Annotated in this window: 21 protein-coding genes; 10 read left to right on the top strand and 11 right to left on the bottom strand. The window is 61.8% G+C overall.

The window, feature by feature from the left end; translation table 11 throughout:
* The first annotated feature begins 197 nt into the window (after positions 1 to 197).
* From HX881_RS20365 to chrA, 3 genes are all read left to right on the top strand, one after another.
* A complete protein-coding gene (locus HX881_RS20365) occupies positions 198 to 1,508 on the top strand; it encodes an MFS transporter (RefSeq protein WP_042936759.1) in 1,311 nt (436 codons plus the stop codon).
* Positions 1,509 to 1,601: 93 nt separating this feature from the next.
* Positions 1,602 to 2,606: a M14 family metallopeptidase gene (locus tag HX881_RS20360; RefSeq protein WP_177086256.1), complete on the top strand. Its 1,005-nt coding sequence runs from the start codon at positions 1,602 to 1,604 to the stop codon at positions 2,604 to 2,606.
* An 81-nt stretch (positions 2,607 to 2,687) separates the two neighbouring features.
* Positions 2,688 to 4,046 carry a chromate efflux transporter gene (gene chrA, locus HX881_RS20355; protein ID WP_177086254.1) on the top strand — a complete coding sequence of 453 codons (1,359 nt, stop codon included), beginning with the start codon at positions 2,688 to 2,690 and terminating at the stop codon, positions 4,044 to 4,046.
* A gap of 37 nt (positions 4,047 to 4,083) precedes the next feature.
* Here the strand turns inward: chrA and HX881_RS20350 are convergent, their stop codons facing one another.
* The 3 genes from HX881_RS20350 to HX881_RS20340 form a co-directional block, all read right to left on the bottom strand.
* Positions 4,084 to 4,668 (bottom strand): hypothetical protein, encoded by a 585-nt coding sequence (locus HX881_RS20350; RefSeq protein ID WP_177086252.1) that lies wholly within the window; start codon positions 4,666 to 4,668, stop codon positions 4,084 to 4,086.
* Positions 4,669 to 4,860: 192 nt separating this feature from the next.
* Positions 4,861 to 5,376, bottom strand: coding sequence for a hypothetical protein (locus HX881_RS20345; protein ID WP_177086250.1), 516 nt, complete (start codon positions 5,374 to 5,376; stop codon positions 4,861 to 4,863).
* 65 nt (positions 5,377 to 5,441) lie between these two features.
* Positions 5,442 to 5,933 (bottom strand): hypothetical protein, encoded by a 492-nt coding sequence (locus tag HX881_RS20340; protein ID WP_177086249.1) that lies wholly within the window; start codon positions 5,931 to 5,933, stop codon positions 5,442 to 5,444.
* Between the two features lie 340 nt (positions 5,934 to 6,273).
* On the opposite strand from HX881_RS20340, the gene HX881_RS20335 reads away from it, so the two are divergent.
* Positions 6,274 to 7,314, top strand: coding sequence for an alpha/beta hydrolase family protein (locus HX881_RS20335; RefSeq protein ID WP_177086247.1), 1,041 nt, complete (start codon positions 6,274 to 6,276; stop codon positions 7,312 to 7,314).
* Between the two features lie 106 nt (positions 7,315 to 7,420).
* On the opposite strand, the gene HX881_RS20330 is transcribed toward HX881_RS20335, so the two are convergent.
* The 4 genes from HX881_RS20330 to xylA form a co-directional block, all read right to left on the bottom strand.
* Entirely contained in the window at positions 7,421 to 8,557 is a 1,137-nt protein-coding gene (locus HX881_RS20330) for a sugar ABC transporter permease (protein WP_017128954.1), read from the bottom strand.
* Positions 8,558 to 10,114 (bottom strand): D-xylose ABC transporter ATP-binding protein, encoded by a 1,557-nt coding sequence (gene xylG / locus HX881_RS20325; RefSeq protein WP_177086245.1) that lies wholly within the window; start codon positions 10,112 to 10,114, stop codon positions 8,558 to 8,560. It lies immediately after the preceding gene.
* Between the two features lie 32 nt (positions 10,115 to 10,146).
* Positions 10,147 to 11,148, bottom strand: coding sequence for a D-xylose ABC transporter substrate-binding protein (xylF, locus tag HX881_RS20320; RefSeq protein WP_177086243.1), 1,002 nt, complete (start codon positions 11,146 to 11,148; stop codon positions 10,147 to 10,149).
* Between the two features lie 141 nt (positions 11,149 to 11,289).
* Complete coding sequence (gene xylA, locus HX881_RS20315) at positions 11,290 to 12,606, bottom strand: xylose isomerase (RefSeq protein WP_017128957.1); 1,317 nt, start codon at positions 12,604 to 12,606, stop codon at positions 11,290 to 11,292.
* A gap of 165 nt (positions 12,607 to 12,771) precedes the next feature.
* Here xylA and HX881_RS20310 point away from each other — a divergent pair, with 165 nt between their 5' ends.
* The gene (locus tag HX881_RS20310; protein ID WP_177086241.1) at positions 12,772 to 13,959 is read left to right on the top strand and encodes a XylR family transcriptional regulator; all 1,188 of its coding nucleotides are present in this window, start codon (positions 12,772 to 12,774) and stop codon (positions 13,957 to 13,959) included.
* A gap of 16 nt (positions 13,960 to 13,975) precedes the next feature.
* On the opposite strand, the gene HX881_RS20305 is transcribed toward HX881_RS20310, so the two are convergent.
* A complete protein-coding gene (locus HX881_RS20305) occupies positions 13,976 to 15,124 on the bottom strand; it encodes an aldose epimerase family protein (RefSeq protein ID WP_177086239.1) in 1,149 nt (382 codons plus the stop codon).
* A 17-nt stretch (positions 15,125 to 15,141) separates the two neighbouring features.
* Positions 15,142 to 16,089: a LysR family transcriptional regulator gene (locus HX881_RS20300; protein ID WP_177086238.1), complete on the bottom strand. Its 948-nt coding sequence runs from the start codon at positions 16,087 to 16,089 to the stop codon at positions 15,142 to 15,144.
* A 100-nt stretch (positions 16,090 to 16,189) separates the two neighbouring features.
* Here HX881_RS20300 and HX881_RS20295 point away from each other — a divergent pair, with 100 nt between their 5' ends.
* The 3 genes from HX881_RS20295 (at position 16,190) to HX881_RS20285 (ending at position 18,824) form a co-directional block, all read left to right on the top strand.
* Positions 16,190 to 17,053: an aldo/keto reductase family oxidoreductase gene (locus tag HX881_RS20295; protein ID WP_177086237.1), complete on the top strand. Its 864-nt coding sequence runs from the start codon at positions 16,190 to 16,192 to the stop codon at positions 17,051 to 17,053.
* A gap of 250 nt (positions 17,054 to 17,303) precedes the next feature.
* A complete protein-coding gene (locus tag HX881_RS20290) occupies positions 17,304 to 18,341 on the top strand; it encodes an alpha/beta fold hydrolase (RefSeq protein ID WP_177086235.1) in 1,038 nt (345 codons plus the stop codon).
* 36 nt (positions 18,342 to 18,377) lie between these two features.
* Positions 18,378 to 18,824 carry a Rid family detoxifying hydrolase gene (locus HX881_RS20285; protein WP_177058029.1) on the top strand — a complete coding sequence of 149 codons (447 nt, stop codon included), beginning with the start codon at positions 18,378 to 18,380 and terminating at the stop codon, positions 18,822 to 18,824.
* Between the two features lie 104 nt (positions 18,825 to 18,928).
* Here HX881_RS20285 and HX881_RS20280 read toward each other — a convergent pair whose 3' ends face one another.
* Together HX881_RS20280 and HX881_RS20275 are read right to left on the bottom strand one after the other, a co-directional pair.
* On the bottom strand, positions 18,929 to 19,693 hold the full coding sequence (locus HX881_RS20280) for a sulfite exporter TauE/SafE family protein (protein ID WP_177086233.1): 765 nt from the start codon (positions 19,691 to 19,693) through the stop codon (positions 18,929 to 18,931).
* Positions 19,694 to 19,705: 12 nt separating this feature from the next.
* Positions 19,706 to 20,323 carry an FMN-binding negative transcriptional regulator gene (locus HX881_RS20275; RefSeq protein WP_177086231.1) on the bottom strand — a complete coding sequence of 206 codons (618 nt, stop codon included), beginning with the start codon at positions 20,321 to 20,323 and terminating at the stop codon, positions 19,706 to 19,708.
* Between the two features lie 83 nt (positions 20,324 to 20,406).
* Here HX881_RS20275 and pdxR point away from each other — a divergent pair, with 83 nt between their 5' ends.
* Positions 20,407 to 21,891: a MocR-like pyridoxine biosynthesis transcription factor PdxR gene (gene pdxR / locus HX881_RS20270; RefSeq protein WP_177086229.1), complete on the top strand. Its 1,485-nt coding sequence runs from the start codon at positions 20,407 to 20,409 to the stop codon at positions 21,889 to 21,891.
* A gap of 85 nt (positions 21,892 to 21,976) precedes the next feature.
* Entirely contained in the window at positions 21,977 to 23,689 is a 1,713-nt protein-coding gene (locus HX881_RS20265) for an amidase (RefSeq protein WP_177086227.1), read from the top strand.
* Positions 23,690 to 23,755: the final 66 nt, after the last annotated feature.

Genomic DNA, 23,755 nt, shown 5'->3' with positions numbered 1-23,755 from the left:
GCTTGTGCCCAAACAGCAATTGCCGAACCGGGGTTGCTGATTCAACTTGGCGTCGGGCCGGACAGTCACGAAGGCACGGAACCTCGATCACTGTCCGGTTGTTTTCACCCATAACAATGACGACCGTCGGGTCCGTCGGGCGGCCAATGCCCGCGGGCAGATGGCCAACTGTGAAACAGACCCGGAAGCCCTCCTTCATGACCACTCATTCTTCAACCGTGAGCGCAGTATCGGCCACCCCTCGGCGGGGACCGTGGCGAGAGATCGTCGCCGCCAGTTTCGGCAACGCGCTGGAGTTCTATGACCTGCTGATCTATGGCTATTTCGCCGTGGTCATCGGCAAGCTGTTTTTCCCTTCGGATAACGAAACCACATCGCTGCTGCTCGCGGTCGGTTCCTTCGGCATCTCGTTCCTGATGCGTCCGCTGGGGGCTATCGTGCTGGGCTCGTATGCCGATCGGGCAGGGCGCAAGGCCTCGCTGACGCTGTCGATCCTGATCATGCTGCTCGGCACCGCCTTGATCACCTTCACGCCGTCGTACCAGCAGATCGGCCTGGCAGCGCCCTTGCTGATCGTCGTCGCCCGCATGCTCCAGGGCTTCTCCACGGGAGGCGAGTTCGGCGCGGCCACGGCCTTCATGGTCGAGCATGCCGATGCCCGTCATCGGGGGTTCTTTGCCAGCTGGCAGTTGTCGACCCAAGGCCTGGCCACGGTACTGGCGGCCGGTGTCAGTGCCTTGCTGAGCTACCTGCTGAGCGACGTGCAACTCAACGACTGGGGCTGGCGCGTGGCGTTCGGCGTCGGCCTGTTGATCGGCCCGGTGGGCTTCTACATTCGCAGCCAGATCGACGAGACGCCGGACTTCCAGAAACTGGCGGCCAGGGTCGAGCACAATACGCCATTGCGTGACGTACTGATCAAGGGCCATATCAGCCTGTTGCTCGCCATTGGCGTGGTGGCGGGGGCGACGGCGTTCAACTACGTACACAAGTTGTACATGCCGACTTACGCACTGAAACAGCTGCAGATCACGGCCACGTCTTCCTTTCTCGGCGCACTGGCGACCGGCATCACCCTGATGATCATGGCGCCGGTGTTTGGCAGCCTGTCCGACCGCTACGGTCGATTCCGAGTGCTGACCATCGCCTTGCTGATCACCGGCCTGTCGTCCTACCCGATGTTCGCCTGGCTCAATCATTTCCCCACCTTCACCACGCTGCTGGTGGTCCAGGCGGTGGTGGGCGTACTGATCGCGGCGTGCCTGGGGCCGATCCCGGCGATGCTGGCGGATATCTTTCCCACGCGCATTCGTGGAACCGGCCTGGCCTTGAGCTACAACTTTTCCGTCACCTTGTTCGGCGGCTTCGCTCCGCTGATCGTGACCTGGATGATCGACGCCACCGGTAGCAAGCTGGCGCCGAGTTTCTATGTGATGGCGACCTCACTGGTCAGCGTCATCGCCGTGATCATCCTCGGACGGCGCATGCGTCACAGCAAGCCGGACTGATTCGCTTCCGCTTTTTCTATCCACTATCCGCCTGATTTCGCCGCGCCCCGAACGGCCCCGGCCAGCGTATGCCATTGTCTGTTGGAGACTGAAATGAAGACCCTTGAACAAGTTCGTGCGTCCCTGAAGCCTTACCCGATCGAAGTCGAGTTCCCCGATATCCGGCGCTGGCGGGAGGGCACCGATGGCGTGGAGTACGTGCACAGTTTCGACAGCGGCGTGGCTGGTCCGCACGTCATGATCATGGCGTTGACCCATGGCAATGAGGTCAGCGGCGCGATCGCGGTGGACGCGTTTCTCAAGCACCCGTTGCGCCCACGGCGTGGCCGCCTGACCCTGGCCTTCGGCAATATCGAGGCTTATCGGCGCTTCGACCCGCAGGACATCGATGCGACCCGCTACCTGGACGAAGACATGAACCGGGTCTGGTCGCCAGACCGGCTGGCGAGCGCGGCGGACTCCATCGAACTGCGTCGTGCCCGTCAGTTGCAACCGGTGATCGACAGTGTCGATCTGTTGCTGGACATTCACTCGATGCACGAAGAGGCCCCCCCGGTGATGATGTGCGGCGCCCAACGCAAGGGCCTGGATTTTGCGGCGACGCTGGGCGTACCGCAGACGGTCGTGGTGGACGCCGGTCACCCCAATGGCCGCCGCCTGCGTGATTATGAGGGGTTCAACGATCCGGCGAGCCCGAGGAATGCCTTGCTGATCGAGACGGGCCAGCACTTCTCGGCGCGCAGTCGCGCAGTGGCGCTGGACACCGCTGCACGCTTTCTGGTGACCACCGGCACGGTGCTGAAGGAAGACGTCGCCGAGTTCGTGCAGCCACAGGACCTGCTGCCGCAGCAGTTCCTCGAAGTCACCCGTCCCGTGGTCGCCCGCAGTATGGAGTTCACCTTTGCCGAAGACTTCCGCGGGCTGGAGGTGATCGAAAAGGCCGGCACGGTGATTGCCCACGATGGCGATGACCCGATCGTGACGCCGCACGACAACTGCGTGCTGGTCCAGCCCTCGTTGCGCCACCTCGGGGTCGGCGTGACAGTGGTGCGCCTGGCGAAGATTCTGGATGTCGTGCCCGAGCGTCTTGCGTTTTGATAAGACCAGCAAGCAAATGCAGGGTGCCGCCTGCTCTATTTGATGGTCTACTTGCCGGGTTGGTGAACGAGGAACAACCCAATGAGCAAGGTTGTGGCACCCACGGGTGACGGGGAGCTGTCGAGGCCGGACACGATCAGTCTGCGTGTGGCGTTCTGGTTCTGGCTGAAGCTGGGTTTCATCAGCTTCGGCGGGCCGGCGGGGCAGATTTCGATCATGCACCAGGAACTGGTGGAGCGGCGGCGCTGGATCTCCGAGCGCAGGTTCCTGCATGCCCTCAACTACTGCATGTTGCTCCCCGGTCCCGAGGCCCAGCAGTTGGCAACCTACATCGGCTGGCTGATGCATCGGACCTGGGGCGGGGTGATAGCGGGATCCCTGTTTGTGCTGCCTTCGTTGTTTATCCTGATTGCCCTGTCGTGGCTGTACATCGCCTTTGGCGAGGTGCCCGTGGTGGCCGGACTCTTCTATGGCATCAAGCCCGCGGTCACGGCGATCGTGGTGCAGGCGGCCCATCGCATCGGTTCGCGGGCGTTGAAGAACAACTGGCTGTGGGCGATAGCGGCGGCTTCCTTTACGGCGATCTTCGCGTTCAACGTACCCTTTCCGCTGATCGTGCTGGGGGCGTCTGTGCTCGGCTATGTTGGCGGTCGACTGGCTCCGGAAAAGTTCACCACGGGTGGCCATGGCGCTGCCAGGAAGTCCTTTGGTCCGGCCCTGATCGATGACGATACGCCGCCGCCCGAGCATGCCCGTTTCAGCGGGCGCAAGTTGGCGTGGCTGGTCCTGGTGGGGGCCGCGTTATGGACAGTGCCAATGGGCATTCTGACTGTGCTGTTTGGCTGGGAGGGCCCCCTGACCCAGATGAGCTGGTTCTTTACCAAGGCGGCACTGCTGACCTTTGGCGGGGCGTACGCGGTGCTGCCCTATGTCTACCAGGGCGCGGTCGGTCACTATGGCTGGCTGACCCCGACCCAGATGATCGACGGCCTGGCCCTGGGAGAAACCACGCCCGGGCCATTGATCATGGTGGTGGCTTTCGTTGGCTTTGTCGGGGCCTATGTCCTGCAGGTATTCGGCGCGGATCAGGCATTCCTGGCGGGCGCCGTGGCCGCCGCCCTGGTGACATGGTTCACCTTCCTGCCGTCGTTCCTGTTCATTCTGGCGGGTGGTCCACTTGTGGAGTCGACCCACAACGAACTCAAGTTCACCGCGCCACTGACCGCCATTACGGCGGCAGTGGTCGGTGTGATTCTCAATCTGGCGTGTTTCTTCGGTTATCACGTGCTGTGGCCAAAAGGCTTCAGTGGCCCGCTCGACTGGCCCAGCGCGCTGATCGCCATTGCCGCGGCGATTGCCTTGTTCCGCTTCAAGCGCGGTGTCATCCAGGTGCTGATGGCCTGCGCGTTGGTCGGTCTGACGGTGTATCTGTTGCGTTAGGCAACGCAGGCGATCAGCTGGCCGGGATAACGAGGCTTCAACCCTCGTGCTGGCTGGTCACTTTCAGGACGTCGGTATACGTCACCACCACGCTCTGGCCGATCTTCAGCTCCTTCAGCTTTTGCTGGACTTCAGGCTTGCGGACATCGACGACCTTCGATTTGCCGGCGGGCCCTTCAAAGGTCACCTGGTTCTTCTGCAGGTCGATATGGGTGATCTTCAACTGCACTTGCACCTGCCGAAAGGCTTCGCCGCCCGGATTGGGATTATCTGGCGTGGCGCGCACATCGCCGACGCTTTCCCTGGCGCCGGGCAGGCCTTTTTCAATATCGGTGTCGAGGTAGGCCGCCACCGAATGCAGGACCTGCACATTCACCTGGTCGCCAACCTTGAGGTGCCCCAGGTCCTTGGCCTGGTCGGTGAGTTGCACGTGCACCTGATGGCCTTGCGCTCCTTCCAGCACGACCTGATGCCTGGCCGCATCGACAGCCAGCACTTTGGTGACCACCTGATCTTCTTGTACCACGGCCGACAGCGGGATATCCGCGGCGAGAACGCCGAGGCTGAAGCAGGACAAGGCAGTGGCAAGGGCAATACGTTTGGCGAATGGGGGCAGGTTCATGACAACATTCCTTGTTGGGTGATTCGACAGGGGTAACTCAGGTTTAGCGGTGCGTTAGAGCATAGACACAAACATGAGGGTTTGCCGGACCCATCATTCAGACCTGAATGCGTGCACAGCCTCTACAGGAGTGCCAGGCGAGTCGCAATCGCCAGGACGAGCGACTGCCATTTCACGGCGACTCCGCTGCGATCAGGAAAGCGAAATACCCAGCTTGTCGACCAGTTCGGACATTTTTGGATCTGCCCTTATGCCCTCATAGAATTCTCGTTGCAGCTTCTCATTGGTTGATCTGGAGTTGAGCGCCTTGTTGATCGCGTTCTCATCGAGCAGCCCGTTGCGTTCGTACAGATTATTCATATGGGCTTTTAGCAAGGCGAAATACTCGATGCTTTCTCCTGACGAAAGGTTTGAGAATTTCTCATTTTCGGGAAGTGCCTTGAGCTCGGGGCTCCCTCGTTCCGATGGGAATATGACTCGGATTGCGAACTCACCCCACCAGGCCGGCATTGCGCCGATGGGAAGAGGTGGGTCTATCGCATCTGACATATCGGCACCCGTGGTGCTAATACTGACTTTATCTTCCTTGCTCTTGGTGTTGTCGGGAGTCTCTATTGAAAAATGCTCTTTTTCTGACGCTTGATATTTTGTTGTCTTGGTGGGTGACGAACTGTGTGCATACAATGGAGTGTTGCCGCTGATGTTCATATTGCTCTCCTTGTTCCAGGGGGACTGTTGGTGCTTCGATCTGAGGTTTATGCTGAGAAGACGGATTACCAGGAGAATGTCGAGATGGGTCGATTCCAGGTAGTCTCTCTCCAGCCGAAATTGAGTGGGGTGCCATTTTTACTCAGGGCTTGGTAGTGAAAGTCTACTTCTACCGCATTGCTTGCACTCCAGTTTCCCCCTGGCGCATCCGATTTATCTGCAAGCCAGCGGTCGCCGGCAATGTTGTATTCAATGCCGCTTTCGGAATGCGTATATGTTCCGTGCGGGCTCCAATCGCTACCTACTGAATAGTAGGACCTGTAATCATGTTCGTTTCCAAAGCGTTTCAGTCGGATGTTATAGATCTTTATGCCCTGCGTTACGCTCGGGTAGGGCTGGTCCGTGATCCTGGCGGTGCCTCTGATTTTGCTGAGCTGTTCTTTGCTTAATATCTTGACCTGAATACCTTGTGCTTCGAGTGAGGCGAGTATTGGAGACTGCGCGAATCCAATGCCTGGAAGCAGAAAGGCCATAGCTGAGATAGAGATGATTTTCATTTTTAAACCTTCCGATCAGAAACTAATGAGTGCCTTGTGCTATCGAGTACGTCCATGTCAAGAGTGAATTGGCGTTGTGCGTTTTCCTCTTTTGTAAGTGAATATTTAATATGTTTTTACGCGGTTTTATAACTGTCCGAACGGATAGGTTTTTTGTGGTTTTGAAATAATAAGAGCGGTTTTTGCTTTTTGTTTGAATATGTGTAGGTCTTGTCTGTAGTCTGCGACCTACAACTTGCGCGCTGCGCTGGGGCTCGAATGCTGTGTGTTCGAGAGGGGGGGCGCCTGCTGGCGGACTCCAGATGCTAATCAGTCGATCCCATCAAGGAAGATAAAAACATTGAAAACAGCTCTTGGCGCTCTGCTGCTGATCTGCCTCACGACGCCCGTATGGGCTGACGATCAACCTGTCGGCTTCCAGTCCTCCACACTGGTGGACGGGCATAATGAGCGCCCGCTGGAGATGGTCGTCTGGTACCCCGGCGTAACCACCGCCACACCCCAATTGATCGCTGACACTGTCGTGTTTGTCGGTGCCCCGGGCGTGCGCAACGCGCCACCGGCTGGCGGGGAGCATCCGCTGGTGGTGCTCTCCCATGGTTTCGGCGGTAATTGGGGCAACCAGGTGTGGCTCGCCAGTGCACTGGCCCATCAGGGGTATATCGTGGCGGCGGTCAATCACCCTGGCACCACCAGCAAGGACCGCAGCGCCAAAGCCGCGGCACAACTATGGCTGCGGCCTGCTGACGTCAGTCGTGCCATCGATGCGGTCATCGCCCAGCCGAAACGGTTTGGTGCGGTCGCGAAGCAGCGGATTGCCGTGGTGGGGCATTCCCTCGGCGGCTGGACCACCCTGGAAATCGCCGGGGCACGTTTCGACCCCGAGCACTTTGCCCATGACTGCCAGGTCCACCCGAAACTGGGCGGTTGCTCCGCTTACCAGCAGATGAATCCGGCGAGCACTCCGGCATCGAAGGCCCAACTGGCCGCCGATCTGCGCGATAAGCGCGTCACCGCCATTGTCTCGCTGGACCTGGGGCTGTCACGCGGGATGACCGATGCAAGCCTGGCGGCGCTGCCTGTACCGACACTGGTGATCGCCGGGGGCGTGCCGTCCGAGGATATGCCCGCCCGGTTGGAGTCCGCCGACCTGGCCAAGCGCCTGCCCCAGGCGACGACGCGCTACGTCGAGATCAGCGACGCCACTCACTTCAGCTTTATGTCGGTCTGCAAGCCTGGCGCGGTGGAGTTGATCGAGAAGGCATCGCCAGGCGATGGCATGATTTGCCTGGATGGCGAAGGTGCTCGCCCACGCGAGGTGATCCAGCAGCAGGTCGTATCGCTGATCACCGAGTTTCTGGCGCAGTCGTTTCGCAAGTGACCGGAATCGCAGAGTGGCAGAGCTGCGGGGCGACCCCGGGTCAGCGACCCATCGGCTCAGGCAGCAAGCGGTGCCTCCCTGAGCGGGAGGCCTTGTTGTACCTGGATCAGCGTCGCCCGGTCCGGGTGCTGACATCCACCCACACGGCCAGTACCAGGATGCTGCCTTTGACAATCATCTGCCAATAGCTGTCGACATCAAGCATCGACATGCCGTTGTCCAGGCTGGTGATGACCAGCGCGCCGAGGAGGGCGCCGTAAACCGTGCCGGAGCCACCGCGCATGGAGGTGCCACCGATGAAGCAGGCGGCGATGGCATCGAGCTCGCCCATGTTGCCGGCAGAGGGTGAGCCCGCGGCCAGGCGCGCGGTGTTGACCACGCCGGCAAGGGCGCACATCACTCCCATGATGCCGAAGATCCACAGCTTCACGGCCTGGACATCGATGCCCGACAGGCGCGTGGCCTCCATGTTGCTGCCCACCGAGTAAATGCGTCGTCCGAACACGGTCTGGCTGGTCATGTAGCTGAACACGCCCAGCAGAATCAGCAGGAGCAGCACCGGCACCGGGATACCGTCGTAGCTGTTCAGGGTATGGACGAAACCGGCGAGCACCGCGCCGATCAACAGCACGCGCGATACGTCACGGCCCCATGAGTGGGCCGCCAGGCCATGGAGGGCACGGTTGCGGCGCTGTTTCCAGGTCAGGAAAAGGGTCAGGGCGAACAGCAGCACGCCGAGTCCGGTGCCGACCGTGTGCGACAGATAACCCTGGCCGATGTAGACCAGCGACGGCGAGACCGGGGCAATGGTGGTTCCGCCGGTAATCCCCAGCAGAATGCCCCGGAACGCCAGCATGCCCCCCAGGCCGACAATGAACGACGGGATGCGCAGGTAGGCGGTCATGCAGCCGTTCGCCAGACCGATCACCCATCCGCACAGGATGACCATGCCCAGGTTCGCCCATAGCGGTACATGGAAGATCACGTCGAGAATCGCTGCCAGGCCTCCGAGCAGGCCCAGCAGGGAACCCACCGACAGATCGATCTCGCCACTGATGATCACCAGGACCATGCCGCAGGCGAGAATCCCGGTGATGGACATCTGTCGCAGCAGGTTGGAGAGGTTGCGTGGGGTCAGGAACCCGCCGTCGGTCTGCCAGCTGAAAAACAACCAGATGATCGCCACGGCGATCACCAGCGCGAGCATCTTGTAGCGGGTGAAGAGTTGTTTGAGCTGATTCATCTACGCGGTTTTCCGATCATTATTGTTATGGTCATCGGGATGGCCGAGGGCGGCGCTGAGCACCTGTTCCTGGGTGAGGTCGTGATTGATGAAGTCGCCGCGCAACTGGCCTTCGCCGATCACCAGTACACGGTTGGAAACCCCCAGCACTTCGGCCAGCTCCGAAGAGACCATGATGATCGACACGCCTTCGGCCGCCAGCGCGCCCATCAATTTGTAGATCTCATACTTGGCACCGACATCGACCCCGCGGGTGGGCTCATCGAGAATCAGCACGCGCGGTTGGGTCAGCAGCATCTTCGCCAGCACGGCTTTTTGCTGGTTGCCGCCGGAGAGGCTGGTGATCGGCAGGAATGGACTCGCGGTCTTGAGGTGCATGCGCGAGATTTCCCGGTCGATGCTGCCCAGTTCGGCCTCGGCGTCGATGCGGGTCATCTTCGCGTAGTTGTCGAGGACGGCCAGGGTGATGTTGTGGCCCACGCCCAGGTCCGGAATGATGCCCTGGCGCTTGCGGTCTTCGGGGACCATGCACAGGCCGGCACGGATGGATTTGAGGGGCGTGCGGGTGTCTATCGGTTGACCGTCCAGCCAGACTTCGCCTTCGTGACGGCCGGGGTAGGCGCCGAACAGTGCCGACACCAGTTCCGTGCGGCCGGCGCCGACCAACCCGGCGATGCCGAGGATTTCCCCGCGCCTGAGGACAAACGAGACATCGTCGACCCGCTTGCGCCCGGGATTGTCGACGTCATGGCAGGTGATATGGCGCGCCTCGAAAATCACTTCGCCGATGTCATGGGGGACGGTGGGGTAGAGAGTGTTCATTTCCCGTCCGACCATCTGGGTGATGATCTTCGGGATGTCCATGTCGGCCATGGCGGTGGTGGCGATGTGTTTGCCATCGCGGATCACCGCGATGGTGTCGCACACGGCCGCCACCTCATCCAGCTTGTGGGAGATGTAGACGCATGCGACGCCCTTGCGCTTGAGGTCGCGGATGATGTCCAGCAGTACCTCGATTTCCGATCGGGTCAGCGCCGACGAGGGCTCATCGAGGATCAGCAGGCGCGCCTGCTTGTTCAGCGCCTTGGCGATTTCCACCAGTTGCTGGTGACCGCCGCCATATTGCGAAACCGGTAGCGAGACGTTCATGTCAGGCACCTTGAGCTCATGCATCAGCGCTTCGGCACGATGGATCATCGCCGGGTAGTTCATGCGCCCGCCGCGCAGCGTCAGCTCGTGCCCCATGAAGATGTTTTCGGCCACTGACAGGTCGGGGACCAGGGTCAGTTCCTGGTGAATGATGACGATCCCGGCGGCTTCGGTCTCGCGGATGGAGTGGGCCTTGAGCGGCTGTCCGTCCCAGAGGATCTCACCCTCCCAGGTATCATGGGGATAGACCGCCGAGAGGACTTTCATCAACGTCGACTTGCCGGCACCGTTCTCGCCGCACAGGCCGACGCATTCCCCCGGCCTGACCTTGAGATCGATGCCGTTCAGGGCTTTGACACCGCCAAAGGTCTTGACGATGCCATTCATTTGCAGCAGGTAGTCGGACATGGCGCGATACTCACACTGGACAGCTGGATGGGTCACTGTCCGGCAATCTGCGCCTTGGTGTAGAAGCCGTCCTTTTCCAGCAGGTCAATGTTGTCCCTGGTCAACGGGGTCGGGGTGAGCAGGATGGTATCGACCTTCTTGCTGCCGTTGTCGTATTGCGAGCTGTAGGTGGGTTTCTCGTTGCGCGCCAGTTGCACCGAGAGCTTGGCGGCCTCGGAGGCGATCAGCTTCAGCGGCTTGTAGACGGTCATGGTCTGGGTGCCATCGATGACCCGTTTGACCGCCGCCAGGTCGGCGTCCTGACCCGAGATCGGCACCTTGCCGGCCAGTTTCTGCGCGGCCAGGGCCTGGATCGCGCCGCCGGCGGTGGCATCGTTGGAGGCAACGATGGCATCGATCTTGTTGTCGTTGCGGGTCAGGGCATTCTCGACAATGCTCAGGGCTTCGGTGGGGTTCCATTCCTTGACCCATTGTTGGCCGACAATCTTGATGTCGCCCTTGTCGATGACCGGTTGCAGGATCTTCATCTGGCCTTCGCGCAGGACCTTGGCGTTGTTGTCCGTGGGCGCGCCACCGAGCAGGAAGTAGTTGCCCTTGGGCGCGGCCTTCAGCACGCCGCCGGCCTGCATTTCGCCGACCTTCTCGTTGTCGAAGGAAATATAGGCGTCGATATCGGCGTTCAGGATCAGCCGGTCATAGGACACCACCTTGATCCCGGCCTTCTTGGCTTCGGCGACGGCGTTGGTCAGCACGGTGGCGTTGAACGGCACGATGACGATTACATCGACGCCACGGGAGATCAGGTTCTCGATCTGTGAAATCTGCTTCTGCTCGTTGGCATCGGCCGACTGCACGAAGACTTTGGCGTCCATTTTCTCCGCCGCCGCGACGAAGTAATCGCGATCTCGCGACCAGCGTTCCAGGCGCAGGTCATCGATGGAGAAACCGATCTTCGGGTGGGCGGCATCGGCCATGACCGGCAGCGAGAGCAGGGCGAGGGCGCTGGCGAGCAGCGTGCGTTTCAGGGTGTTCATGATGGTGCGTCCTTTTATTGTTGTTGGAAAGACACTGCCTGGCGATGAATCAATCGCCGGTGGAACTGTAGAGGGTTGCCGGGCGCCGCGGGCATGGATTTGTCGTGAGAATGTCACCGCGACGCCAGGGCTGGCCTGCCGTCAGGGGTGGATGAACCGGTTCACCACACCTTCGAGCATTTCCTGCCGGCCGCTGACGGCCTGCGGGTTCAGTTCATGGGCGAAGGCATGCTCGGCCAGCGCTGCGAGGCTGAAGTCACCCGCCAGCACGGCCTGTCCGAACGGCTGCCGCCAGCCGGCGTAGCGTTGTTCCTTGAAGTGCTCGAGCGGATCGTTCTGCAGCATGGCCGCCGCGCGCTCCAGGGACAGGGCGAGCACATCCATGGCGGCGACGTGGCCGTGGAACAGATCGACTTCGTCCAGGCTCTGGCGCCGGACCTTGGAGTCGAAGTTGAACCCGCCATGGGTGAAACCACCGGCCTTGAGGATTTCGTAGGTGGCGAGGGTCATCTCCTCGACGCTGTTGGGGAACTGATCGGTGTCCCAGCCGTTCTGCGGATCGCCGCGGTTGGCGTCGATGCTGCCGAAGATGCCCAACGACACGGCCGTGGCGATCTCGTGATGGAAGCTGTGCCCGGCCAGGGTCGCGTGGTTGGCCTCGATATTGACCTTGATCTCGTTTTCCAGGCCGAACTGCTGCAGGAAGCCGAACACCGTGGCGCTGTCGTAATCGTATTGGTGCTTGGTCGGCTCCTGCGGCTTGGGTTCGATCAGCAGGTCGCCCTTGAAACCGATCTTGTGCTTGTGCTCGACCACCATGCGCATGAAGCGGCCCAGTTGTTCGCGCTCGCGTTTCAGGTCGGTATTGAGCAGCGTCTCGTAACCCTCGCGACCGCCCCACAGGACGTAGTTGGCCCCTTTGAGACGCTGGGTGGCATTCATGGCGCTGAACACCTGGGCGGCGGCACAGGCGAATACTTCCGGGTCCGGGTTGCTGGCGGCACCCGCGGCAAAGCGCGGGTTGCTGAAGCAGTTGGCGGTGCCCCACAGCAGCTTGATCCCGGTCTGTTCCTGGTGGCGTTCCAGGTGGTCGACCATCTGTGCGAAGTGGTTGCGGTATTCCTTCAGCGAGCCGCCTTCCGGGGCGACATCGGTGTCGTGGAAACTGTAGTAGTCGATACCCAGCTTGGAGAAGAACTCGAAGGCCGCTTGCGCCTTGCCGATGGCCAGTTCCATCGGATCCCCACTGCGCTGCCAGGGGCGCTGGAAGGTGCCGACACCGAACATATCGGCGCCAGGCCAGACGAAGGTGTGCCAGTAGCAGGCCGCCATGCGCAGGTGCTCACGCATGGGTTTGCCGAGGACCAGCCGGTCGGCCTCGTAGTGGCGGAATGCAAGGGGAGAGTCGCTGGCGGGGCCTTCGTAGCGAATCTTGTCGACAGTCGGGAAGTACGGCATTAGCGATTTCCTTGTTGTTCTTGGCGTGTCTCGATACTAGCAACGGCCCGGTGGTCGCTGATTATGAAAATCACCAACACGCGGTGCGATTTTGTATATTGAGATTCGTCGTTCCGGCGCCTAGTCTGTGTCGATCGCTTCTGCGTTTACCGGCTCGATAAAACAATGAAAACCGTCCCGCCCGTTCACCGCATCGCGCTGTTGTTCAACGGCAGCAAGATTTACGATCGCGGCATCATCAGTGGTATCGGCAACTACCTGAGCAGCACCCGCGCGTCCTGGGACCTGTTCCTGGAGGAGGACTTCCTCTGTCGCCTGAAAGGGATCGAACGCTGGCAGGGCGATGGGATCATTGCCGACTTCGACGATCCGCTGATCGGCGAGGCGTTGGCCGGGATCAAGCTGCCGGTCGTGGCGGTGGGCGGGTCCTATCAGGATAAGCGCGCCTATCCCAAGGGCATTCCCTATGTCGCCACAGATAATCATGCCTTGATGAAGCTGGCGTACGAACACCTGATCGAAGCCGGGCTGACACGCTTTGCCTGCTTCAGCCTGCCGGAAGCACAAGCCAATCGCTGGGCGCAGGAACGGGAAAAAGCCTTCAGCCGGCTGCTGCTGCGCGATGGTTTGCAGGGCGAGGTCTTTCGCGGCATGGGCACCAGCGCGCCGCTCTGGGACAGCGCCGTCGAACAGCAGGTCGCCTGGTTGCAAAGCCTGCCCAAACCCATCGGTATCATCGCCGTCAGTGACGCGCGTGCCCGGCAGTTGCTGCAAGCCTGCCTGACTGCCGGGATCGCCGTGCCCGAGCAGGTGGCCTTGATCGGCATTGACAACGACCCGCTGACCCGCAGTCTGACCCGGGTGCCGCTGAGCTCGGTCATTCAAGGCACCGAAACCATGGGCCGGACCGCCGCGCATCTGTTGCACCAGATGCTGCATGGTATGCCGTCCACGGGCACGCAGACGCTGATCGCCCCGGATGCGATCAACGTGCAGGCTTCGAGCCTGCATCAACCGCTGGGCAATCCCTATGTCATGCAGGCACTGCTCTTTATCCGCCAGTACGCCTGCCAGGGCATCAAGACCGCACAGGTGGCGGGGTATGTCGGGGTGTCGCGCTCATCGTTGGAATCGCACTTTCGCAAGGTGCGGGGCTGCAGCGTGCACGACGAGATACTGCGCTTTAAACTGGCGGCCGCGGCCAACGGGCTGGAAAATACCGATTCGGCGATTGCCGACATCGCCCAGAACTGTGGCTTCAAGTCGGCGCAATACCTGCACACCGTGTTCCGTCGCGAGTTCGGCTGTACACCCCGGCAGTATCAGCAGGGCGTCCAGGCCGCGATCCATTGAGCGCCGCCCTGCATATTCAATCGACGGAGAACTTCAGCACGGTCTTCTGCGTGTAAGTCTGGCCCGGGTCCAGGCGCGTCGAAGCGAAGCCCGGCTGGTTGGGCGCATCGGGGAAGTGCTGGGTCTCCAGGGTAAACGCACCCCAATGGTGGTAGGTCTTGCCGGCCTTGCCCTTGACCGAGCCATCGAGGAAATTGCTGGTGTAGAACTGCACACCGGGTTCGGTGGTGTAGAGCTGCAAGCGGCGTCCGGACTGCGGGTCGTGCACGTCGGCGGCCAGCTTGCTGATGTCACCCCGGGTATCCAGGACCCAGTTGAAGTCAAAGCCACCCTGTTTCGGTTCGGCGAATCTGAGCTGGGCGTGATTATCCTTGATGTGTTCGCCGATGGCCGTGGGTTTCAGGAAATCCATGGGGGTGCCGGCCACGGGGGCCAGTTCGCCGGTGGGAATCAGGGTGCTGTTGACTGGCGTGTAGTGGCTGGCGTGCAAGGTGGCAAGCTGTTTGAGCACATCGCCGTTTCCGGCACCGGCAAGGTTGAAGTAACTGTGGTTGGTGAGGTTCAGCACCGTGGGCTTGTCGGTGGTGGCCTTGTAATCGATGTGCAGTTCGTTCTTGTCGTTGAGGCTGTAGGTGACCTCGGTTGTCAGGTTGCCGGGAAAGCCCATTTCACCGTCTTTGGACAGGTAGATCAGGGTGACACCGACCGAATCCTCGCCCTTGACCGGCCTGGCTTTCCATACGCGTTTGTCGAAGCCCTGGGCACCGCCGTGCAGCGCGTTCGGGCCATCGTTGAGCGGCACCTGGTAACGCTTGCCGTCCAGTTCGAAGGCGCCGCCGGCCAGGCGATTGCCAAAGCGGCCGATGGTGGCACCGAAGAACGCCGTACCGCCCTGATAGCCCTGGATGTCGTCAAAACCCAGTACCAGGTCGTCCAGCTTGCCGTGTTTGTCAGGCACTTTCAGCGACTGCAATACCGCTCCGTAGGTGATGACCGTGGCTTGCACGCCATGGCTGTTGCGCAATATGTATTGCTCGACGGCGGTGCCGTCGCTGGTCTTGCCGAAGGGTTTGTGTTCGCTGGATAGGCCGTTCGCCTGGACGCAGGGGCAGGCCATCGCCAATGAGGTGCCAACGTCGGAAAGCAGGTGCCGGGATTGCCGCATGACTGAGCTACCTTATTTTAAATGGTTGGACTTTTCTTCATCATCGATGGGGGCTGGGTCCAGGGAGTGGCCGACGCCTTGATGAAGTCGACGAAGGCCCTGAGCGGCGAGGGCAGGTAGCGGCGGCCGGGATAGTAGAGAAAGGGGCCGGAGAAGTCCTGCCACCAGGGTTCGAGTACCGGCTCCAATGCGCCGCTTTCCAGATGTGGACGCAGCCAGTCTTCAAACAGGTGAATGATTCCCAGGCCATCGATCGCCGCTTGCACCGCCAGGTCGACCGCCCCACCGATACGCACGACCAACGGCCCGGAGGGATCGAGGCTGATGGTTTCGCCGTTGCGTTCATAGTCCCACAAGGGCATCGCGCCGCTGGGGAACTTGCCGCGCAGGCAGGCATGTTGCAGCAGGTCGCGCGGGTGTTCCGGGCGACCGCGGGCGTTGAGGTAGGCTGGTGACGCCGCGGTGGCGCAGCGTTGCCAGCGTGGTCCGATGGGGATGGCGATCATGTCCTGTTCCAGGCGCTCGTCGTAGCGAATGCCGGCATCGCAACCGGCCGCCAGCACATCAACGAAGCTTTCTTCGGCGATGACTTCGAGACGGATGTCAGGGTAGGTTTGCAGGAACGGGACGATGATCGATGGCAGCACCAGCCGCGCCGCGCTCAAGGGCACATTGAGTTTCAGGGTGCCGGAGGGGCGGTCCCGGTAATCGTTGACGACATCCAGTGCCGACTCCACTTCGCCCAGTGCCGGGACGATGCGCTCCATCAGCCGCGCGCCGGCCTCGGTGGGTTTTACACTGCGGGTGGTGCGGTTGAGCAGGCGCACCCCCAGCCCGGCCTCCATGCGCCGCACCGCGTCACTGAGGCTCGAAGCGGATTTCCCGCTCAGCCGCGCCCCTTCGCGAAACCCGCCGGCATTGACCACGGCGATAAAGGCCTGCACATCTTGAATGTCGGTTGGCATTGTTCGTATTCCCGTACAGCCCGTGCCGATTGCAACGCATTATCAGCGAAGTGGTCAACCCATATAGTGAATGTCACCCCCACTGTACAAGGTCGATGACATGAGCAACGCCAACCAGGCAGGAACCTTTTCACTCGGTGATCGCACCGTCAACCGCATGGGCTATGGCGCCATGCAGCTCGCCGGCCCACAGGTATTCGGCCCCCCCAGGGATCGCGCGGCGGCGCTCTCGGTATTGCGTGCCGCTCGGGCGGCAGGGGTCAATCATATCGATACCTCGGATTTCTACGGCCCCCATGTCACCAACCAGTTGATACGCGAAGCCCTGTATCCCTATGACGAGGCCATGGTCATCGTCACCAAGGTCGGCGCCTCGAGGGGGGCAGACGCTTCCTGGAACCCGGCGCACAGTCCCGCCGAGTTGACCCGGGCGGTGCATGACAACTTGCGCAACCTGAATGTCGATGTCCTGGACGTAGTGAATTATCGCGCCTGGGGAACGATGCACGCCCCTGATGACGCCTCGATCGAAGAAGGTTTCAGCACGTTGGCCGAGTTGCAACGCCAGGGCCTGATTCGTCATCTCGGCCTGAGCAACGTGTCGGCCGCCCAGGTGAAGCAGGCACAGGACATAGCGCCGGTGGTGTGTGTGCAGAACCACTACAACCTATCTCACCGCGCCGACGAAGCCCTCATCGCCGAGCTGGCACGACAGGGTATCGCCTACGTGCCGTTCTTCCCCCTGGGTGGTTTCAACCCGTTGCAATCGGAGACCCTGTCCGGGGTGGCGCAACGCCTGAATGCCTCGCCTTTGCGTGTGGCACTGGCCTGGCTGCTGCAACGCTCGCCCAACATCCTGCTGATTCCGGGGACCTCGTCGGTGGCGCACCTGCAGGAAAACCTCAGCGCCAGTGAACTGCTGATTACGCCAGAACTGTTGGTGGAGTTGGATAGGCTGGCGTAGCGCTCGAGGAAGCACAGACGCGAACCATCAAGGTGGCTCGGGACTTCATTGGTGGCCGTTGAAGGCGAATCGCCGACAACCATGCTCGAATCACAACTGCTTACATTGATAGATTCAGGCGGAGAGGCCACGCCGCCGCCTGCTGTGAAGCAATGTTATTCGCCGTAACATATCTGCTTTTGAAATAACTTTCGAAACGGCCTATTTCATCTCCTGGCACTATTGCCCGCTGCCGAGATAGATGCGACGAATGAATAATTTTCCAACCAGAAATAGAACCCCTTGTTTGATATTGGCCGGAGCGTTATTTGCCATCAGTGCCATGCCTTCCCTCGTCCAGGCAAAAAACCAACCGGCTTATGGTACTGAACTTGAGGGGTTTACCTACACTTATCCGGTCAAGCACTACAGTTTCAGCTCGCAAGGCAAAAGCGTTCGGATGGCTTATGTCGATGTGCCTGCAGCCAAGGGCAGCACAGCAAAAAACCGCACCGTGGTGTTGATGCACGGAAAGTTGTTTTGTGCCGATACCTGGAGCGATACCATCAAGACCCTGAGCCGAGAGGGTTTTCGTGTCATCGCCCCAGACCAGATCGGCTTCTGCAAATCAACCAAGCCCCAAGGTTATCAATACAGCTTTCAACAGTTGGCCAGTAACACCCACGCGTTACTACAAAGCCTGGGCGTCACCCGCAGCACGGTAATCGGCCACTCCATGGGCGGGATGCTGGCTACTCGCTACGCGCTGATGTACCCCGACGCGACAGAACACCTGGCGCTGGTCAATCCACTGGGCCTTGAAGACTGGAAAGCCCTTGGCGTGCCTTACCTGGGCGTCGATGGTTACTACGCGGGGGAACTCGAAACCTCCGCCCAGGAGCTCAAGGCCTATCAGCAACGGGTACATTACAACGGAGAATGGCGGCCAGAGTTTGATCGCTGGGTCGAGATGCAAGCGGGGATGTTCAGCGGACCTGGCCTGCCTCTGATTGCGCATCACGCGGCGCTGACCTATGACATGATTTTCAATCAGCCAGTATTCTACGAATTCGAGAACTTGAAAGTTCCTGCAACACTGTTTATCGGCCTGACTGACAGGACCGCTATTACCCATGGTGCATCGCCGGCGACCATTGCTCGATTGGCCAACTATCCCGAACTGGGCAAGTCCGTGGCAAAACGTATTCCCCGGTCGACACTGGTGGAGTTTGATGACCTTGGGCATTCACCGCACTTGCAAGCCCCTCAACGGTTTTACCCGCAATTGCTCAAGGCAATAAACAAGTAAGTCGCAATAGTCTTCTTTTTATCCATGGAGTTCAATATGAAAAAGCCACTGTGGTTGTTGCCTCTTTTCGCCTCGCTGATGGCCTTCGAAGCCGTTGCCCAATCGCAACAAAATGTCGAAATCCTCGATTTTGGCAACAATGGCAGTTACCCCTTCTCGGATGCCTCCCGCGTGGGCAACCTGCTGTTTCTTTCCGGTGCGCTTGGTATCGTTCCCGGCCAGCACGAGCTTGTTCCGGGCGGTATTCGCGCAGAAACCAGGCAGGTCATGGAAAACATCAAGGCAGACACCAAAGCCAGTGGCTACCAGATGAACAACATCATCAAATGCACGGTGTTCCTGGCCGATATGTCCGAGTGGGCAGCGTTCAATGAGGTCTACGCCACTTACTTCAGCAAACCTTACCCTGCCCGTAGCGCCGTAGCCGTGCGCGGCCTGGCCGCCGACGCACGGGTAGAGGTCGAGTGCATCGCCGCAAAATGACCCGGCAGATTGCCTGGGGCGACAAGGCCGGCCGGGCCGGTCTGTCGCAGCGCCTGGTGTTCCACCCCTGGGGTCGTCCGGGTGGCGAGCCGCAGCCGTGAGGCTCAGGCGATGTACCCGGACACACCGTCCCACAGCAGTTTCATGGCCGTGACCACAAGCAGGCCATAGCACGCGCGGTACATCTGGCGCTGGTCCAGCCTGGCGTGCAACCGCCAGCCTAGCCAGACGCCGCAGGGCACGGCGAGCAGGCAGATCAGCGCCAGGTTCAGCACATTGCCGGTCGGCCTGGCCAGCAGCAGCCAGGGCACGGCCTTGAGCAGGTTGCCGACGGTGAAGAACATGCTGGTGGTGCCGGCATAGACCTGCTTGCTCAGGCCCAGCGGCAGCAGGTACATCGCCAGCGGTGGTCCGCCGGAGTGCGCGACCATGGTGGTGATGCCCGAGGTGACGCCGGCCGCCACTGCCTTGGGCGAGGAGCGCGGGCGTACCCGGACTTGCGCGCCGGCCTTGAACCAGAGGCCGACAAACACCAGGGTGATCGTGGCCATGACGATGGCGACCGCGCGGTGGTCCATCACGCGAAAGAGCAGGTAGCCCACGCCTATGCCGACGACAAGGCCCGGCACCAGCAGGTTCAGGTCCGGCTTGGACCAGGTCGACGGCTTCCAGTAGCGCAGGCCGAACAGGTCCATGGCGATGAACAGCGGGGCGAGCAGGCCGCCGGCGGTGATCGGGTCCATCACCAGTGACAGCAGCGGGATGCCGACGATGGCAAAGCCGCCGCCGAACGCGCCTTTCATGAAGCAGATCAGGAAGACGCCGGCGAAGGTGACAAGGACCGTGGTGGTGGTCAGTTCGAGTTCCAAGGTGCTGTTTTCCTATTCCTGTTGCATGGCCGATACCAGGGCTTCGTGGCCGCGCTCGCGCAGGTGCGAGATCACGGATAGCCGATCGCGGTGGTCCTTGTTCTGGTTGAGCTTGCGCTTGCACTCGAGGCGCAGCGGCTCGATCTCGATGCCGACGATTTTCGCGACCATCTCGTCCAGATAGTCCCGAGGTGCGTCGCCCATTCTCCAGGGCTTGCTCTCACCGGCCTCGTGCTGTCGGGTCAGCAGGGCCAGGGTGCGACGTAGCAGCTTTTCTTCCGGCATCACCCGCAGGACACCCTGCACATGCACCACCTCGTAGTTCCAGGTCGGGACCTGGCGATGGGTTTCATGCTTGGATACATAGCCGTTGGGCGAGATGTAGCCCTGCGCGCCACGGAAGATCACCAGGACCTGCCTGCCGTCACAGCGCTGCCACAGCGGATTGGCGCGGGCCACATGGGCGCTCAGCAGGCCGTGGGCGCCGTGGGCGGTGTCCAGTTCAAAGGGCAGGTGGTCGGCATCCATGGCGCTTTCGCCCTGGCTCACGAGGATGCCCAGCGGATTGTCGCGGATGATCCTGTGCAGGTGCTCGGGGCGCCGCTCTGCAAAGTGTTCGGGAATGTACATGGGGAATTCATTTTGGCTGGCTGGGAGGCCATAATCTCGGCCATGACCTGCACAATGAAAAGTGCCAGTTTCGAGGTTTTTCCATGGGCCAGTTTTCTTCTCCGAATGCATCCTCCCGCGGTAGCGAGCGGCGTATCTACGCCAGGCTGCGCCAGCAGATCGAGGACGGCACCCTTGCCGCCGGTGCGAAACTGGTCTCGACACGGGCCCTGGCGGCCGAACTCGGGGTGTCGCGAACCACGGTGACGGCTGCCTACGAGCAACTGGCCGCCGAGGGTTTTGTCGTGACCACGGCGGGGAAGGCGGCACGGGTCGCGCAGGTGGTCGCTGCCTCGTCCGAGGGCGTCCGTTCAGACCGCACGCCGCGCAAAGAATTGCCGCCGGCGCTTTCCCTGTACGGCCAGCGGGTTGCCGCGCTGACGCCCTACACCGTGGCCTCGCCGGGCGCGCGCATCGATTTCAGGTACGGCTCGGTCGCCTCGGGCGATTTTCCGGCCCTGGGCTGGCAGCGTGCGTACCGCGCCGAACTGGTCAAGCGCCAGCCGACTCTCTATTACGGCCAGCCGGAAGGGGAGGAGCGCCTGCGTCGGGCGTTGCAAGGTTATCTGCGACGGGCCCGGGGCCTGACCTGCGAGGCCGAGCAGATTCTGGTGGTGCACGGCTCGCAGCAGGGGCTCGATCTATGCGCCCGGCTTCTGCTCAACCCCGGCGACACCTTCGCTTTCGAGGAGCCGGGTTATCGCATGGCCCGCTACTGCTTCGAGGCCACGGGCGCGACGGTGCTGCCGACGCCAGTCGATGCCAACGGGCTGGATACCGGCGCGTTGCCGGAAGACGACCGCGTGCGCCTGGCCTATGTGACGCCGTCGCACCAGTTTCCCATGGGCGCGGTGCTTCCCATCGCACGCCGCCTGGAACTGCTGGCGTGGGCGAGTCGGCATCGGGCGTGGATCATCGAGGACGATTACGGTGGCGAGTTCCGTTATGGCCAGCGTCCCATCGACGCGCTGCAATCGATGGACACGGAGGCCCGCGTCATCTACGTCGGCACCTTCTCCAAGGCGCTCTCGCCGCAGTTGCGGTTGGGGTATCTGGTGCTGCCGCGTGAGCTGGTCCGGGTGTTCCGGGAAGCCAAGCGACTGACCGATCGACACTCGGCACGCTGGGAACAGAACGTGCTCGCCGCGCTGATCGAAAGTGGCACTTATGAACGTCATGTCCGCCGTTTGCGCCGGGAGAACGAACGACGGCGCCGCGCCTTGCTGGAGGCGGTTGAAGAGCATCTGGCGGGGTGCGGGCAACTGGTCGGCATGGCCGCCGGGCTGCATGGCGTGCTGCTGTTACCGGCACTGCGCGCCGCGGATGAGTCCGCATTGCGGGCCACTGCGCTGGAGCGCGGGGTGGGTGTCTATCCGCTTTCGCCGCTGTTCGCCGTTCCCGCGTCAGCCGCACAGGGACGGCCCGCCGGGCTTATCCTGGGCTATGCCGGCCTGACGACCCAGGACATTCACGAGGGCGTACGGATTCTCGCCGGGGTGGTTCGTGAGCTTCCAGGGACGAGCGCCTGAGGTCGTGGCGCCTGTCGACCAAGGCTGGGGTAAGATATCGACCATTCCAATCACCGCGTCCCCATCAGCAATCGACGGTAACAGCATGATCGAAGTAACCGAGGTTTCCATTGCGCAATTGCGCGCGGCGCTCGAGTCCGGCCAGACAACGGCGGTCGAGCTGGTCCAGGCCTATCTCGCCCGGATCGATGCCTATGACGGCGCCGATACGCCCACCGCCCTCAACGCCGTGGTGGTGCGCAATCCCGCCGCGCTCGAAGAGGCCCGGGCGTCCGATGCCCGTCGGGCCAGGGGCGAGACCCTGGGGCCGCTCGACGGCATTCCCTATACCGCCAAGGACAGTTACCTGGTCAAGGGCCTGACCGCCGCGTCCGGCAGCCCGGCCTTCGCCAATCTGGTCGCCTATCGCGATGCCTTCACCATCGAGCGGTTGCGCGCCGCCGGGGCGATCTGCCTGGGCAAGACCAATATGCCGCCCATGGCCAATGGCGGCATGCAGCGCGGGGTCTATGGCCGGGCGGAAAGCCCGTACAACGCCGACTACCTCACCGCACCCTTTGCCTCCGGTTCGTCGAACGGTGCCGGGACGGCAACCGCCGCCAGCTTTGCCGCCTTCGGCCTGGCTGAAGAGACCTGGTCAAGCGGTCGCGGGCCGGCCTCGAACAACGGCCTGTGCGCCTACACCCCATCGCGCGGGGTGATCTCGGTACGTGGCAACTGGCCGCTGACGCCAACCATGGATGTGGTCGTGCCCTATGCCCGGACCATGGCCGACCTGCTCGAAGTTCTCGATGTGGTGGTGGCAGAAGACAGCGACACCCGTGGCGACCTGTGGCGCCTGCAGCCCTGGGTGCCGATCCCGAGCGTGGCCTCGGTACGGCCCGAATCCTATGGCTCGCTCGCCGTCGGTGCCGAAGCCCTGGCCGGCAAGCGCCTGGGCGTGCCGCGCATGTTTATCAACGCCGACCCCGAGGCGGGCACCAGCGAAGCTCCCGGTATCGGTGGCCCGACCGGGCAGCGGATCAACACCCGCGCCTCGGTGATCGATCTCTGGCAGGCGGCGCGCCAGGCACTCGAAGCTGCCGGTGCCGAGGTGGTCGAGGTCGACTTCCCGCTGGTGTCCAATTGCGAGGGGGATCGTCCCGGCGCGCCGACTGTGTTTACCCGCGGCCTGGTGTCCAAGGAGTTCCTGCATCATGAATTGTGGGACCTGACCGCCTGGGCCTTCGACGATTTCCTCCAGGCCAACGGCGACCCCAAGCTGAACCGCCTGGTGGATGTCGACGGTCCGCTGATTTTCCCCCACGACCCTGGCACCCTGCCCAATCGCGAGGGGGACCTGGCCGCCGGCATGGACGAGTATGTGCGGATGGCCGAGCGCGGCATCACGCCATGGAACGAGATCAGCACCGTGCCGGATGGCCTGCGCGGTCTGGAGGAGACGCGGCGCATCGACCTGGAAGAGTGGATGGAGCGCCTCGGTCTCGACGCGGTGCTGTTCCCGACGGTGGCCGATGTCGGTCCGGCCAATGCCGATGTCGATCCGGTGTCGGCGGACATCGCCTGGAGCAACGGCATCTGGGTCGCCAACGGCAACCTGGCGATCCGGCACCTGGGTGTTCCGACCGTCACCGTGCCGATGGGCGTCATGGCGGATATCGGCATGCCGGTCGGCCTGACCTTCGCCGGCCGTGCCTATGACGATTCGACGCTGCTGCGCCTGGCCGCGGCGTACGAGGCCACCGGCAGCAAGCGCCTGATCCCGCCGCGTACCCCGGCACTGGCCGGTGCCAGGTAGCTGTCCTCGAGGGGTTGGGGCCGTTGCGGCTCCAATCCTTTGCATGCTCCCTTGTCACCCATGCCT

The organism is Pseudomonas gingeri, from assembly GCF_013386115.1.
In the GTDB taxonomy this organism is placed as follows: domain Bacteria; phylum Pseudomonadota; class Gammaproteobacteria; order Pseudomonadales; family Pseudomonadaceae; genus Aquipseudomonas; species Aquipseudomonas gingeri.
This window is presented reverse-complemented; position numbering and strand designations above follow the sequence as displayed.

What these genes read in the sequence shown, in the direction of transcription:
- xylA (WP_017128957.1), bottom strand. Translation starts at nt 12,606, where the DNA reads ATGCCGTACTTCCCGACTGTCGACAAGATTCGCTACGAAGGCCCCGCC.
- xylF (WP_177086243.1), bottom strand. Translation starts at nt 11,148, where the DNA reads ATGAACACCCTGAAACGCACGCTGCTCGCCAGCGCCCTCGCCCTGCTC.
- HX881_RS20295 (WP_177086237.1), top strand. Translation starts at nt 16,190, where the DNA reads ATGAGCAACGCCAACCAGGCAGGAACCTTTTCACTCGGTGATCGCACC.
- chrA (WP_177086254.1), top strand. Translation starts at nt 2,688, where the DNA reads ATGAGCAAGGTTGTGGCACCCACGGGTGACGGGGAGCTGTCGAGGCCG.
- HX881_RS20305 (WP_177086239.1), bottom strand. Translation starts at nt 15,124, where the DNA reads ATGCGGCAATCCCGGCACCTGCTTTCCGACGTTGGCACCTCATTGGCG.
- HX881_RS20265 (WP_177086227.1), top strand. Translation starts at nt 21,977, where the DNA reads ATGATCGAAGTAACCGAGGTTTCCATTGCGCAATTGCGCGCGGCGCTC.
- HX881_RS20345 (WP_177086250.1), bottom strand. Translation starts at nt 5,376, where the DNA reads ATGAACATCAGCGGCAACACTCCATTGTATGCACACAGTTCGTCACCC.
- HX881_RS20365 (WP_042936759.1), top strand. Translation starts at nt 198, where the DNA reads ATGACCACTCATTCTTCAACCGTGAGCGCAGTATCGGCCACCCCTCGG.
- HX881_RS20350 (WP_177086252.1), bottom strand. Translation starts at nt 4,668, where the DNA reads ATGAACCTGCCCCCATTCGCCAAACGTATTGCCCTTGCCACTGCCTTG.
- HX881_RS20340 (WP_177086249.1), bottom strand. Translation starts at nt 5,933, where the DNA reads ATGAAAATCATCTCTATCTCAGCTATGGCCTTTCTGCTTCCAGGCATT.
- HX881_RS20275 (WP_177086231.1), bottom strand. Translation starts at nt 20,323, where the DNA reads ATGTACATTCCCGAACACTTTGCAGAGCGGCGCCCCGAGCACCTGCAC.
- HX881_RS20285 (WP_177058029.1), top strand. Translation starts at nt 18,378, where the DNA reads ATGAAAAAGCCACTGTGGTTGTTGCCTCTTTTCGCCTCGCTGATGGCC.
- HX881_RS20290 (WP_177086235.1), top strand. Translation starts at nt 17,304, where the DNA reads ATGAATAATTTTCCAACCAGAAATAGAACCCCTTGTTTGATATTGGCC.
- pdxR (WP_177086229.1), top strand. Translation starts at nt 20,407, where the DNA reads ATGGGCCAGTTTTCTTCTCCGAATGCATCCTCCCGCGGTAGCGAGCGG.
- HX881_RS20330 (WP_017128954.1), bottom strand. Translation starts at nt 8,557, where the DNA reads ATGAATCAGCTCAAACAACTCTTCACCCGCTACAAGATGCTCGCGCTG.
- xylG (WP_177086245.1), bottom strand. Translation starts at nt 10,114, where the DNA reads ATGTCCGACTACCTGCTGCAAATGAATGGCATCGTCAAGACCTTTGGC.
- HX881_RS20310 (WP_177086241.1), top strand. Translation starts at nt 12,772, where the DNA reads ATGAAAACCGTCCCGCCCGTTCACCGCATCGCGCTGTTGTTCAACGGC.
- HX881_RS20360 (WP_177086256.1), top strand. Translation starts at nt 1,602, where the DNA reads ATGAAGACCCTTGAACAAGTTCGTGCGTCCCTGAAGCCTTACCCGATC.
- HX881_RS20300 (WP_177086238.1), bottom strand. Translation starts at nt 16,089, where the DNA reads ATGCCAACCGACATTCAAGATGTGCAGGCCTTTATCGCCGTGGTCAAT.